The 13,489-nt window shown below is 40.6% G+C and carries 11 protein-coding genes; 2 read left to right on the forward strand and 9 right to left on the reverse strand.

The window, feature by feature from the left end; all coding sequences use genetic code 11:
- Nucleotides 1-7: 7 nt before the first annotated feature.
- From Q4Q57_RS04910 to pseB, 9 genes are read right to left on the reverse strand one after another with little or no spacing between them, the layout of a single operon-like run.
- Complete coding sequence (locus Q4Q57_RS04910) at nucleotides 8-1,111, reverse strand: FkbM family methyltransferase (RefSeq protein WP_311890032.1); 1,104 nt, start codon at nucleotides 1,109-1,111, stop codon at nucleotides 8-10.
- Nucleotides 1,111-2,703 carry a class I adenylate-forming enzyme family protein gene (locus Q4Q57_RS04915; protein WP_311890033.1) on the reverse strand — a complete coding sequence of 531 codons (1,593 nt, stop codon included), beginning with the start codon at nucleotides 2,701-2,703 and terminating at the stop codon, nucleotides 1,111-1,113. The genes Q4Q57_RS04910 and Q4Q57_RS04915 overlap by 1 nt, the downstream gene beginning before the upstream one ends.
- On the reverse strand, nucleotides 2,703-2,960 hold the full coding sequence (locus Q4Q57_RS04920; RefSeq protein ID WP_311890034.1) for an acyl carrier protein: 258 nt from the start codon (nucleotides 2,958-2,960) through the stop codon (nucleotides 2,703-2,705). The genes Q4Q57_RS04915 and Q4Q57_RS04920 overlap by 1 nt, the downstream gene beginning before the upstream one ends.
- A 35-nt stretch (nucleotides 2,961-2,995) precedes the next feature.
- Nucleotides 2,996-4,045: a pseudaminic acid synthase gene (gene pseI / locus Q4Q57_RS04925; protein WP_311890035.1), complete on the reverse strand. Its 1,050-nt coding sequence runs from the start codon at nucleotides 4,043-4,045 to the stop codon at nucleotides 2,996-2,998.
- Nucleotides 4,046-4,058: 13 nt separating this feature from the next.
- A complete protein-coding gene (locus Q4Q57_RS04930) occupies nucleotides 4,059-5,180 on the reverse strand; it encodes a Gfo/Idh/MocA family oxidoreductase (RefSeq protein ID WP_311890036.1) in 1,122 nt (373 codons plus the stop codon).
- 5 nt (nucleotides 5,181-5,185) lie between these two features.
- Nucleotides 5,186-6,820, reverse strand: coding sequence for a UDP-2,4-diacetamido-2,4,6-trideoxy-beta-L-altropyranose hydrolase (pseG, locus tag Q4Q57_RS04935; protein WP_311890037.1), 1,635 nt, complete (start codon nucleotides 6,818-6,820; stop codon nucleotides 5,186-5,188).
- A 1-nt stretch (nucleotide 6,821) separates the two neighbouring features.
- Nucleotides 6,822-7,520, reverse strand: coding sequence for a pseudaminic acid cytidylyltransferase (gene pseF, locus Q4Q57_RS04940; protein WP_311890038.1), 699 nt, complete (start codon nucleotides 7,518-7,520; stop codon nucleotides 6,822-6,824).
- The gene (pseC, locus tag Q4Q57_RS04945) at nucleotides 7,520-8,665 is read right to left on the reverse strand and encodes a UDP-4-amino-4,6-dideoxy-N-acetyl-beta-L-altrosamine transaminase (protein ID WP_311890039.1); all 1,146 of its coding nucleotides are present in this window, start codon (nucleotides 8,663-8,665) and stop codon (nucleotides 7,520-7,522) included. Before pseC ends, pseF begins: the two co-directional genes overlap by 1 nt.
- Nucleotides 8,665-9,660, reverse strand: a complete 996-nt coding sequence (gene pseB / locus Q4Q57_RS04950) for a UDP-N-acetylglucosamine 4,6-dehydratase (inverting) (RefSeq protein ID WP_311890040.1) — start codon at nucleotides 9,658-9,660, stop codon at nucleotides 8,665-8,667. Before pseB ends, pseC begins: the two co-directional genes overlap by 1 nt.
- A gap of 539 nt (nucleotides 9,661-10,199) precedes the next feature.
- Between pseB and Q4Q57_RS04955 the strand changes: the two genes are divergently transcribed.
- On the forward strand, nucleotides 10,200-12,701 hold the full coding sequence (locus tag Q4Q57_RS04955) for a 6-hydroxymethylpterin diphosphokinase MptE-like protein (protein WP_311890041.1): 2,502 nt from the start codon (nucleotides 10,200-10,202) through the stop codon (nucleotides 12,699-12,701).
- An 82-nt stretch (nucleotides 12,702-12,783) separates the two neighbouring features.
- Nucleotides 12,784-13,263 carry a DUF2947 domain-containing protein gene (locus Q4Q57_RS04960; protein WP_311890042.1) on the forward strand — a complete coding sequence of 160 codons (480 nt, stop codon included), beginning with the start codon at nucleotides 12,784-12,786 and terminating at the stop codon, nucleotides 13,261-13,263.
- Nucleotides 13,264-13,489: the final 226 nt, after the last annotated feature.

Below are 13,489 nucleotides of genomic sequence, written 5' to 3' on the forward strand. Positions count from 1 at the left end.
ATATTTATTATTCCTTATCGGGTCCAACATTTTCACTGCGTTTTTTTGGGATACAATACAGCACAGTTTCCAATAACATATCACCATAGACTCTAATGTACATGTCATAGTCTGGAACCATATCGTTGATCATCAAAGGAATATCCCATAAATCGCTAGGATTGTGATAGAGACAAATTGCCAAAACAGGGCGATATGTTTGAATAATATTCTTTGCCCCTAAAAGAGCCGCCATTTCAGCCCCTTCTATGTCCATTTTGATAAAGTTGGGTGATCCTCCAAAAACCACGTCATCGAGTGCCACACAACTCACCAAATTATCTTGTGATCCCGTGGTTCCGGTTAATCGGCTTGAAGTACTGTGTTCAGCATCAAAAGCTAACAAACAGCACTTACTCCATACGCCAGCAGGGTAAATAAATACTCGCCCCTGATGTTCCAACCCCAAGGCTTTAACTCTACAGTTTAATTTATATAGATTAATGGGGTCAGGCTCAAAACTAGCGCAGTATTCTACCGGTAGTGCATGTAATTGCGCAGCGGTAAATAATGAGGTTAACGTATCGCCATTATATGCACCCGCATCAATAAAACGCAGTGCTGACAAATGGTTAAAAACAGGTATATCTTCAGCAAAATATTGAATATGAGGATCGGGGATTGGATAATCTTCAACTCGATGATGTTGACGAAAACGAACTATTTGATCTAATAATTGCCGACTCTTATCATCAAATAACAGACCCCTTACTTTTGCCAATTGCTCGAGTTCCACCATTTCATCAATCACGGCTGAATACCAAAGACTGTGGGGAATTAATTGTTGGATAATAGCAGGACAAGCAAAAATGGACTCTGTAAAGTCATATACTCTAGTAAAGCCCTGTGCCACAAGCTCAGACTTGATACGTCGACTTAATAACCCTACTGATATATATATTTCGGCGTCTTTGTTCTCGATATCTTCTTGGCGTATTATCGGCAAGTCATATAGATGAGTCTGTTGACTATAAGCATCAATAAAACCATCAAGTGTGATCGATGAGAATTGAAAACTTTGAAAAAAAATTTCACCTTGAATGCCTGCACCAAAAATATACCTTTCACTCATTAGCCTTTCCTCCCGTACAACATCGTTTCAAGTACGGCTGTCCAACCATTATTTAAGGAATTATACTGTTCCCTCAACAATTTCTTAGACACTTTTCCCGTTGCCGTTAATGGCAATTTTTCTGGGAAAAAGTATTTTAGAGGACGCTGAAAAGGCGCTAATGAACGGTTCGTTAAGGCTCGAAGCTGTGGCTCTAAACGATCTGCATCTTTTACAATACAGATGGCGACGATAACTTCACCTAGCAACTGGTCATCTACACCGATAACAGCCACTTCTAACACTCTTTCATGCGTGGAGAGTACAGCCTCAATATCCTTCGGATATATATTGATGCCCCCCGAAATAATAACGTCTTTTTTACGACCAACGTAAGTTAAAAAACCTTCGCTATCGAGTTTACCGAGATCGCCAGTTAGAAAATAATCTCCATGCCACGCAGCCAATGTTAATTCAGGTTTATGGTAATAACCGCTAAACGCTAGTGGAGACCTTACTGCTATTTCCCCAACCTCATTGATCCCACAGACGCATAGATTTGAATTGAGTATTCGAACATCGATCGCTTCACATGGGTAGCCGACAGTATTAAATTTAAATTTTGCATCACAGGGCGCTAAATTGGTTGCGACGGCAATTTCTGTCGCGCCATAAATTTCGTGAAAATCACAGCCAATTGCGTCAAAAATTTTCTCTTTAAAAGCCGCATCTATAGGAGCTGATGACGTCACTATAGTTTTCAGTGACTTTAATGCTATCGCGTTATCGAGTAGTTCATCTTTTAAGGCATACAGGTGCGACGAGACACTGATCACAAAACTCACCGCATGTTGCTCAACTAACACTAACCACTGTTTTGGCGTAAAGGGGGCCAATCTCACTAAAGTGGCTCCCAATAATAAGGGTACAAAACTAAGTCGCTGACCTAAAGAATGAAAAAATGGTGAAGCACATAGCACTACATCGTCAGACGTTAAATGATACAGATCCCAAGTCTGTTGCGCTCTTGCAAGTTTGACACTTTGTGACACCACAATAGGTTTAGGATCACCGGTTGAGCCAGATGAAAGGGTGATCAAAAAGTCGTTATCTATGGCTTCTTGGACCAACGAGCTAAGCGCTTCTGACGCATGGCAATCATCTTGAGTAAATTCAATATTATTAGCGTAAGTATTGTGATTGGAAGGAATATTCCCCGTAGGTATCGCCAATGCATCAGTGGCTATAATACCAAACGGCAAGGCTAAAGAATGCACTTTTGCGCTAACACTACGATCGTAAACCACAAGATTAACATCTGTCGCGTTCCATCCGGCCAACAACTGTGGTGCCAGCATTTGTGCATTCGTAGGTATACATGCACCATCTAATTTTGCGATCGCAACAGAGACAGTAAAAGAATGTAATAGAGAGTCAGTTAACAGCGCTACTCGCGGTCTTTGAGTTTGGCAAATCAGTACAATCTGCTTGCACCATAATTCAATGAGTGACAACAGCTGGCCATAGGTATAACACTCATCGCCATCGATCAACGCAGTTTTATCATGAAACTGCTGGGCAACCAGCCTAAATCTCTCATATAAGCAAGACATCAGTCTCTACCCGCAATTTTATTCACCACCACTTGCGCTAAATTACCTATGACTTGGAGCTCAGACTCTGCGAGTTCACTTGGCGCGAACTTAATCTCGTATTGACTTTCTAATGTCATGATAAGACTCAAAATAGCAAATGAGTCTAAGTAGCCAGTTGAAACAAAATTGCAATTTTCATCAATAATCTGACTGTCATCTTCTAAATGTTGCCGCACATAATCGATGATAAAATTTGTCACGTCATTTATTGTCATTACTACTCACCCATTTTTAAATGAAACATTTCAGACTATTGAATAACATCCCAGCTTAATCTGTCGCCAGCGATGAGATCTTTACCCGCTTTGCGCCCCAAAATTAGTGACTTATATTGTGGGTCAAGACCGAAACCTGGCCGCACAGATTTAACATTCAGCTCAGTAAAAATATCACCCTGCTGCATCGGTGCCGAAATATACAGTGAGCGTCGTCCATTTCGATTCTTATTCGCACCGGGCGTTAAGCTGTAATCTACTTTGCCAACCGCCAATTCCGCTCGACGGATCTCTGCCAGCATCGTTTGAAATTCAGCGACTGTTAGTGAGAAGAAGCTATCGACAGTTTCTTCTCCATCATCCAATTTTATATGTTTTTCAATTACATTTGCGCCTAACGCAACAGCTGCAATCGATACGCCTATACCAACTGTATGGTCAGAAAGTCCAGCAGGACATTGGAATGTGTCTTTTAAATGCTGTATCGTTTTTAGGTTAACTTCTGCTGGAGGTGTAGGATAGGCTGTTGTGCATTTGAGTAAAATTATTTGCTCACAACCGTGTTGCTTAAGACAAGTTACCGCACGACAAATATCTTCTAAGCTTGCCAGCCCAGTAGAGACTATGACTGGCTTACCTGTCTTGGCGACTTTTTCTAGCAATGCTAGATCGACAATTTCGGGAGACGCTATTTTATAAGCCTTTACAGCAAATTTTTCTAGCTCGTCGACTGACGTCTCGTCGAAGACAGAACCAAATAACTCAACCCCAAGTTTCGCGGCCTCGGCAAATAATTCAGGTAGCCATTCCCAAGGAGTATGAGCATATTCATATAATTCATAAAGATTTTTATAAGCTGCCCATGCGTTATCCATTGGGATAGCAAAATCACCATGATCCACATTTAGCGTAATAGTATCAGGACGATATACTTGCAGTTTAATGGCATCGGCTCCCGCATCGGCAGCGGCTTTAAGTAGGGTAACTGCTTTACGGATATCTCCGCCATGATTTCCCGATAACTCAGCAATCACATAACAGGGCTCTTCGTCACCAATCCCGCGCTCACCAATATTAATCTTCATTTGCACATAACCTTTAATTTATCTCAACCCATCTCTCAGTTTTATTTGACTGTACAGCAGCGTCTAACATAACGAGACCATCATGGGCATGCTGCCAACCAAATACATAAGGCGACTGAAATTGCCCCTTTTTACGGAACATAACTAGTGCATCGGCAATATCGTTATAAAGATTAGCAAAAGCTTCAACAAAGCCAGCGGGATGTCCAGGTTTAAAGCGTTCGCGGACTTCTTCTTTAAAATGACAATTGCCTCTATCATAGGTCATCCGCACAGAGTCTTTACCGTAGATATGCAGACGCTCCGGCTCCTCCTGATACCACTCTGCACTCGCCTGTTCACCAAATAATCTGACTCTAAGCCCATTACGATGGCCTAAAGCTGTCTTACTAACCCAATAGGAAGCCCGCATCCCCTTTTCAAATTTTGCCCACAAATAGGCGTCATCGACTATGCCATCAAAAATCGAGAAATGATGAAAATCGGCATTTACGCTCAAGGGAATTTGTCCAGTAATAAACTCACTCAGATGCTGCACATGCACGGCAAGATCTAATAAAATCGTAGGGATTGCACCATCCACCAAACGCCAAGCTTGAGGATGCATTTTTTCTGGTGCTTGAATAAAACCATCTGAGTGAAACTCAATTTGGATCTGTTTAAGCTCCCCAAAAGTGCCTTCTTGTACATGCCTGCGTAACACTCGCACCATAGGATAACCGCTGTAGTTAAAGGTCACAGCGAGGAATCCTTTAGTCTCATCGAGGGCTTTTTGGATCGCTATCGATTGCTGTAAATCCGCCGCCATCGCTTTTTCACATATAACAGCGACTCCTGCTTGCAGCAAGGCACATACGACATCAACGTGACTTGGTGTTGGAGTTAGCACGACAACGGCATCGAGCAACGCCGCCTCTTTGGCAATATATTGCTGCCAATCGGAATACACACGATCTGCAGGAAGATGCCATGTCGCGCCCGTTTTTAAACTGGTATCTATATCGCGGGAAAAGCATCCAGAAACTAATTGCCAACGCCCGTCCAACTGACTAGCTGCACCATGGGCGTAACCCACGGCCGAAGTATAAGAACCGCCAATAAATCCCAACTTCAACGGTTGTGGGGTTACTTCCATCGCGATCATTTTGCCACCACCTGTATATTGTGTAGCTGCGGATCTGGCTTAGTCGTCCGAGTTACAAAGAAAAACTGACTATAATGTGCATCAGCAAATACCGTGCCAATGGCTGAAGCATAGGGATGCGTTTCGTCTATTGTCTCAAAGCCAAGATAATCATTCATCAGCTTCACATACTTGTTCTCACGATGAATAACCGCAATCCAAGGAATACCAGAATACTTTTTATCACAATGAGTTAACTGCCAATTAAGTGCAAGTAGCGCATCTTGGAATCCCGTGTCATCGTCACAAACAAACCAACCGCCAATTAAAAAATGTAGTTGTGCAACTTGTCTCACTTGATGCCAAATATACAAGCAAGCTTGTCCGTTTTTTGACAGTAAATAAGACTCACGTTGTGTGTTGAACCACCATGCATAGTGCGCTAAACGCGGAATGGGCTGCACATTAATCATATTTTGCGCATTAGCTACTAAGTTACGGCTATCAAGGTAATGATTAATATCTCGATCGCTAACAGGACGTAAACTATGATGTTTCGAGAGGATCAACTCAACACACGGTGCAGAATGTTTCACTTTCTCCTCAGGTGTTAATTCGCCCATCATGGCTTTGACGACTCTTTGGACCCCTAGCCCATCTAAATGAAATCGAGATGAATTAAGCAAACCTTGGACTCGGCCATTATGCCTTATAACCGCATCCACAAATTCAGGAAGACAAGCAACATCTTGCTCACTCCATTGGTCAAGATGGAAGAAGTGGCCGATATCTTCTAACTGATCTATTGGCGTGACTTGGTTCTCTGACGTTGAAAAGGTCAATGCTGGTTTATTGAGCGCAAGCAATTGATATAAAATTCCGCCTGCTGCACCTATATATAAATCGCACGCCTTTAGGTAAGGGTACAATTCTTTAATACCAATGAGCGGCTCAACCCAAGGAGTGTCCGCACATTCAGTGATAAAAGTAAGAGGGTCATCAAACAGAGGCCCAAGGATAACCTGAATCTTTATCTGATTTCGTTTCGCTAACGGTTCTAAATTCTCTATTAACTTGCGAATAGTAACAATATCTCCGCCACCACCAAGACCTACTAAGAGAGTATAAGGCAGTTCTGCAGGCTGCGAATGTATAACGGCTTGTTGATAATGTTCAGATAACAGCACAAACTCTGGGCCAAGTAAGGCCATACAGTGTGAAGGTAATTTACCTTGGTAAAAAAGAGACGTATTGTCCCCACGCCAACGTACATCTAACAAGATGTCGCACTCATGGGGGCGACAAAGATCATCAATAGACAATACTTGATAGCCATGTGCTTTAATCAATAACTCCCATTCTCGACCCAAATAATAGTCATCCACGACAACCCAGTCTGCGTAAAAATTATTCGCCACGCTCAGAAATAACACAGCATCATGTGACTCATCTGAGCAAGTTGGCGATACTAAATTGAGTGAAATATAATCGAGTCCTTCAACAAATGCAGATAACTCCTGCTCGACCGCTCCCAATACCAAAAGGCATTTATGACCTTGTTGAATCAATTCTCTTGCAAGCACGGCACAACGGACTAAGTGACCAATCCCTATCCCCTGCCCAGCATTGACTCTAAAAACGATCCTCTTCATCTTAGGCACTTTGCTTGAGCATCACTTGATATAGTGCCTCGGCTCTTACCCAATCGTCTGGAGTGTCAATATCTTGAACTTGGTGGCGAGGTAATGGATATGGTATAGAATCACTCGAAAACATCCCCTTGCTCTCCAAGAAGCCTTCTGTCGTGCCCCAATAGAACTGACCGGCATCATGGTAAGCTTTTTCAAGATCTTGAGAGCGAGTATTAAAATACTCAGGTTGAAACATCTCAACATCTCCGTTAGTCGTTATTTTAAAGGCACGTTGAATTGAAGAGGGAAATTCTGCTACGCCAAAGCAAAACTTTTTATGCTTGTTTTGCTTTAATATCGCATATGCGTCTTTTAATATTTCCGCTCGAATAAAGGGGGCCGTGGCATACATAACGCAAGCAAACGAAGGCTTAGAGTGAGACTCTATTAACCAGTTAAGCGCATGCGTCACCACCACACCTGTCGTCGCAAAATCATCGGCTAATGCTAAGGGACGGACAAAGGGAACTTCAGCACCATATTGTAGCGCAACAGCGGCAATTTCATCATCGTCAGTTGATACTATAACACGATCGAAACAACCGCTAATTAATGCAGCTTCAATTGTATAAGCAATAATGGGTTTGCCATTAAATGCCTTAATATTTTTTCTCGGTATACGTTTACTACCACCACGGGCGGGAATTATTGCTATGTTCACTACAATAATCCTTTTAATGTTTCAGTAATAAAAACTAACTGTTCGTCACTAAGATCGGGATAAAGCGGCAAGGTTAAGCAATGGCGATAAAAGTGCTCAGCTTGAGGGAAATCATGCTCAGCAAAACCTAGATTTAAATAATACGGTTGTAAATGCACAGGGAAATAATGAACATGCACACAAATACCTGCCGCTCTCATCGCATCAAAAACCACTTTACGGGCGATATTCTCAGGCAATAAAATCATCATAAGATGGTAAGCACTAAGTGTATTATCTAACGGAGAGACAAATTCAACCCCAGTGTCTTTCAATAGGAAATGATATCGACTAGCTAATTGATTACGTTTAGCTACAAACTCATCTAGACGCGTAATTTGGCTATTTCCTAACGCAGCTTGTAAGTCCGTCATACGATAATTGAAGCCCAAAAAATGCTGCTCATAATACCAATCCCCTTCATCAGGTCTTAGCATCATATCTTTATCCCGTGTCACACCGTGGCTGCGATATAAAACCATCGCCTTAGCAAGTTCTGCACAATTAGTTGTCGCGACACCTCCTTCAGCAGTAGTAATAATTTTAACAGGATGAAAACTAAATACCGTAATGTCACTATACTGACACTGACCAATATATTGATCCTGATATTGCCCACCTATAGCATGTGAGGCATCTTCTATAACCCTTACACCATACTGCTTTGCAAGCGCTCCTATCACATCCATGTTGCAACTATGGCCACATAAATGAACGGGTATTATAACCTTAGGAAGACAACCTTGCTTTTTGGCTTCTTGTAGTTTGTTAGCGAGAGCAATTGCACACATGTTACCAGTGAGGGGATCAACATCAACAAAATCAACCTTCGCACCACAATAGAGAGCACAATTAGCTGATGCTACAAAAGTGATCGGAGAAGTCCAAACGATATCTTGTTGTAAAACACCCAGTGCTAAACAGGCCACATGTAACATAGAGGTCGCACTGTTACCCGCTACGGCATACTCTGCCCGAGTTACAGTTGCAACTGCCGATTCGAACATAGGCACCTGGGAACCTTGGGTCAGATAGTCAGAAGTCAAAACAGCCGTAACTGCATCGATGTCTGATTGACTTATTGATTGATGTCCATAAGGAATCATTATGCTTCCTCATCGAGTAACTTTATTTGCTCAATTGATAAGAAATGAGGATTATTACCCGAATGATACTCAAATCCTTGTTCGACTAAGGTGCCTGTTTCACCTAACATATTAGTAGAATAGTTATTATTCTTACCAAAAAATGAAATGCTCGGTGTAATAACAAAATGGTCATCGAACTCAAGTGTATGATGCGAATCATCCCCAGGACACATAATTTCATGCATTTTCTCACCTGGGCGTATACCTACAATTTCACGCTTTAATCCTGCACCATAGGCATCAGCTAAGTCAGTGATGCGAACAGACGGAATTTTAGGGACAAAAATCTCACCACCTTGCATCCGGGAAAAATTCTTAAGCACAAAGTCCACCCCATCTTGCAAGGTAATCCAAAAGCGAGTCATATCGGGATGAGTGATAGGTAAAGAAACGGCACCGTTATTCACTAATGATTTGAAAAAAGGTACTACTGAACCACGAGAACCAACAACATTACCGTATCGCACCACTGAAAACCGGGTATTACCTTCACCCACAATATTATTTCCAGCAACAAACAATTTGTCAGAAGCCAACTTAGTCGCTCCATATAAATTGATCGGATTCGCAGCTTTATCTGTTGATAATGCAATTACCCGCCTGACTTTATTCGCGATTGCTGCTTTGATCACATTCTCAGCACCATGAATGTTAGTTTTAATACACTCCATAGGATTGTACTCGGCGGCAGGTACTTGTTTTAACGCAGCGGCATGAATCACGTAATCAACATCTTTCAACGCTTGGACAAGTCTATCAGCATCACGTACATCACCTATGAAATAACGCATACAAGACGCGTTATAAACTTGCTGCATTTCGTATTGTTTTAGCTCATCACGTGAAAAAATAATCAACCGTTTTGGTTTATATTTCGCCAATATCATTTTAGTATATTTTTGACCAAAAGAACCTGTTCCACCTGTTATGAGAATCGATTTATTGTCAAACATATACGCTCCGAATGATCACTGTAGTGCCAACACTATCTGACTAGGTATATCACAACCTACTAAGGTTGGAACATTAGTTATAAAGCAAAAAACATACCAAAATTCACTGGCGGTAAGGCCAAAACGATGATTACCATAGGTAAAAACATGAAAGCTACTAAACCACAACCATGCATAAATTTATATAATTTTAGTAACTTAATTTGAATTGTCGACCGTTTTTAGAATTTTTACGACAATCTATTCCAAACTGTGGTTTTAATCATCAATATGACTACAGTAAAAGTCTAATCCAGAGCAATTTGACTTATTTCCCTAAATTAGCAAAATCATCAAAAGCAAAAAACGAGCGTTTTTTATACAAATTTTGATATTAAGTCCCAGAGATACAATAACTATTTGTGAGGCAATCGTGCTAAAGTTTACAAAATCAATTTGATTTCATTATGTTATCAGCATGAAAATATGCGAAAATTGTCCATACATACTCAATGTTTGCCAAAAATTTGACTCTAACGAGATAACAAGGTGCACAACAGATGATGACAGTAAACGAACCCATTCTCTCCGCTGTTTTCTCGGTTAGTCAATTCAATGAGTACTATCTACCGAGCATTAATCGCAACACCTTTGAGCAATGCGACTCGAAAACGCTATTTAATAATAGGTATAAGGCCGAGTTTTCCCATAAAGATACCCTACACATAGTCATAGGTCTGGATTCTGGTTTACTTGCTAACTATGTCATGGAGCTAGCTATTCCCGATGGCAGTAAATTTATTTTTGTAGACTTTAATGCAGTACTGAACTTACTAACAATTGAAGTCCCAGACGAACTATCTGAATCAATTGAAATATGTTCACCTGAGATGTTTGATGCATTATTAAAAGAAACTCGTAATAATATTTTTATTGCTAAAAATCAATTTAAAGTTCATCGTTCAATTGCAGTTTCAGGGAACTACATTGATGAATATGCACAATTAAATTATTTCGTTGAAAAAAAAATAGAACACGAGCACTTCGAAAGCAATATCGGATTTTCCCAGAAAATTTTTATTAAAAAGCAACTAATTAATTTAAGCGAAACTCTTCAGCCCGCATCCATACTAAAACAGAAATTCATGGGTAAAACCTGCATAGTCTTAGGCGGAGGCCCTTCTTTAGATGAGCATATCGACTGGATAAAAAGCCATCGAGAACAGTTGGTTATTTTCGCTGTATCGAGAGTAGCGCATAAACTGACTATTGCAGGAATTCCTGTGGATATCATAGTTTCGGTCGATCCCCAAGATCATGCGTTGACAGTAAATAAAGAAATGATGGCCTTGTACGAAAATAGTCTATTTATTTGCTCATATCATGTTAGTCCACTATTACTCGGACAGTGGGCAGGCAGTGTGCTATACACAGGTCCACGAATACCTTGGGATTCTCGAGATAGCGATAATATTTTGCCAAAAGGCCCTACCGTAACGAATGCCGCAGTGCAAATTGCCGAAGAAATGGGATTTGAACAAATATTACTTTGTGGCTCTGATTTTTGTCATTCTCAGTCTGGTGCAACCCATGCAAAGAATACATTCGGCGCAGATATTGGCCCTAATTTAGGAGTCATGTTCGAGTGGGTAGAAACCTATTCAGGTGAAATGGCAGAAACTCCAATACAACTCCTTCAAGCCATGCAATCTTTACAAGAAGAAGTGACTTTTTACCATGCAAAGTGTATCAATTTATCAGCAAACGCTGCAAGAATTGAGGGTATACAACAGCTTTCACCAGAACAACTGGTGCTAGCAACAATTACACCTGAAGATAGAGCTATACTTCAACCAAGTAAGCACAAACTATCTATCGAACAAAGACGTAAGCTATTAGCAAATACCCTAACTGATCTCTCTTTAACCTCAAACACTTTTAATGCCTTAATAAAATTGCTCAAAAAGGCCCTGCATTATTCAAATACCATGCTAAAAATAGAGGGTACCACACACACCGTTGTCGAACTACACAGAAAAATAGACAAGATTGAAAAAACACTCAATCGAAAATACCACCATTTTGGAAGCTTAATTAAATTTTACGGCTACTACGAATTCTCACATTTCCTATCGACAAAACAGAGCGAACATTGGTCACAATTAGATCTCAGTACAAATAATAACATTTACTATAAGGCATATTTAAACATAGCCACTGAACTTAGCGTCTTAATCAATGATGCCGCATCCAGAGTGGAAATAAGATTAGCTGAACTCACTGTGCCAACAGATATACCGGCGATTGCTAGACAGTGGCGGCAGGATAATCAGCTAGGCCGAGCATTAATTTGGAAACAAAACTATATGCCCGACCATCAGAAGTTGAATGATGCAGATATAGCTCTACTCGATGAGATTGAACAGGAATACTTACAGTATCTTAGCCAAAATAATCACAGTACCAGTGTAAAAGAGGCTACTGTCAATAATGTGGAAGATGCATTTAAAAAACTGGCTATCTTAATGCAAAATCAGCACTTACTTGGGATCAGTAAAATGATTCAATACATCAGTCCATTTATCAAAAATACCCCAGAGTTAACCCGTTTATATTATTTAGCCTCGAGTTACCAATTTTTACTTCTGCACGAAGAGTCCGCAGCACTAGAGTCTATACTTAATATCTCAGAAGAGTATCGTACGGAAACTGAACTAAAACAAATTATATTACTCTCTCTGAAACTCAAGGATATTACGCTGGCTGAAAACACTTATAGTAAAATTATTGTATTTAGTGACGATTACTTACCTCACTATGCTCAGATACTTAAGCTTCAAGGTAAGTACCAACAAGCGTTAGACTATTATCTAAACTATTTAGAAAAATACCCAACTGATATTCCGGTGCTTCTCAAATTTGGGCTTTTTTGGAAGGATATAGGCCAACCCGAACAAGCCGTGAGCGTATTAACAGAAATATTAACATTAGATCCGAACAACTTTGCAGCACAAACACATTTACAACAGCTCTACCGTGATTTAGAACTGAAGTCAAATTGACAAATTATGTAAGCTTAAGATCCACAAGTCCGCTAACCTTAGGTATAATTGGTCATAATTAACTATGTAATAAAGAGCTAATGTGGCCAACACTTATATCCCGCTAGATCAATACCGCCGTAAGTGGATTTTCAACCACAAAGACTTGCCTGTCACAGACGAGGACAAGGCGCATATCCTGCCGTTAACAGATAAAAGTGCGATGGAAATCTGGAATCAATGGATCAGTAACAAGAGTAGTCGTGCGGAGCAATTTACTAAGGGAGACTGGGCGGCGAAGGCTGATGCTTGGGTGGAAACAGATCATTGGCAGAGTGCTTGGGATAGTGAAGATAGCTGTTTACCTGACATGTTAGCCGAGTTCATTCAATGGTCCGATGAGACAACCGTCTATTTTTGCTATGAAAAATATCAGATTATTGAAACTCGTTGGGATGTGTTCGTCCGTAATTGGAAGTGTTTTCTCTTCTTCGACGACGGTCCAATTTTGATCTCACCAAAACAGAAACAAGCTGTGATGTTCGAACAGAGTGGTCAGTACAAGCTAGGCACTCGCGGATGATTTGCCGCCGATAGTTTTACGCCAATACCATTACTTCAATACTTTTACGCGATAAGTCATCTTGTTGGCATGCTCATACTTAATGATGAGTATGCCATATTTAACCATTTTCGAATGATGCTTTGGCACAATTAGCCTATCTCTCCCCTCTTCTTTAGATTAACATCCATTTTCGGTGTCGAGTATTTGAGAAGTTGGGGTCAACTTTCTGCTGTAAATACTCATA

It is taken from the genome of Shewanella sp. SP2S2-6, from assembly GCF_031931965.1.
GTDB lineage: Bacteria > Pseudomonadota > Gammaproteobacteria > Enterobacterales > Shewanellaceae > Shewanella > Shewanella baltica.

Bases quoted from the DNA above. Each gene is read 5' to 3' on its own strand.
- pseI (WP_311890035.1), bottom strand. From the start codon at position 4,045: ATGAAGATTAATATTGGTGAGCGCGGGATTGGTGACGAAGAGCCCTGT.
- Q4Q57_RS04955 (WP_311890041.1), top strand. From the start codon at position 10,200: ATGATGACAGTAAACGAACCCATTCTCTCCGCTGTTTTCTCGGTTAGT.
- pseC (WP_311890039.1), bottom strand. From the start codon at position 8,665: ATGATTCCTTATGGACATCAATCAATAAGTCAATCAGACATCGATGCA.
- Q4Q57_RS04930 (WP_311890036.1), bottom strand. From the start codon at position 5,180: ATGGAAGTAACCCCACAACCGTTGAAGTTGGGATTTATTGGCGGTTCT.
- Q4Q57_RS04915 (WP_311890033.1), bottom strand. From the start codon at position 2,703: ATGTCTTGCTTATATGAGAGATTTAGGCTGGTTGCCCAGCAGTTTCAT.
- pseB (WP_311890040.1), bottom strand. From the start codon at position 9,660: ATGTTTGACAATAAATCGATTCTCATAACAGGTGGAACAGGTTCTTTT.
- Q4Q57_RS04910 (WP_311890032.1), bottom strand. From the start codon at position 1,111: ATGAGTGAAAGGTATATTTTTGGTGCAGGCATTCAAGGTGAAATTTTT.
- Q4Q57_RS04920 (WP_311890034.1), bottom strand. From the start codon at position 2,960: ATGACAATAAATGACGTGACAAATTTTATCATCGATTATGTGCGGCAA.
- pseG (WP_311890037.1), bottom strand. From the start codon at position 6,820: ATGAAGAGGATCGTTTTTAGAGTCAATGCTGGGCAGGGGATAGGGATT.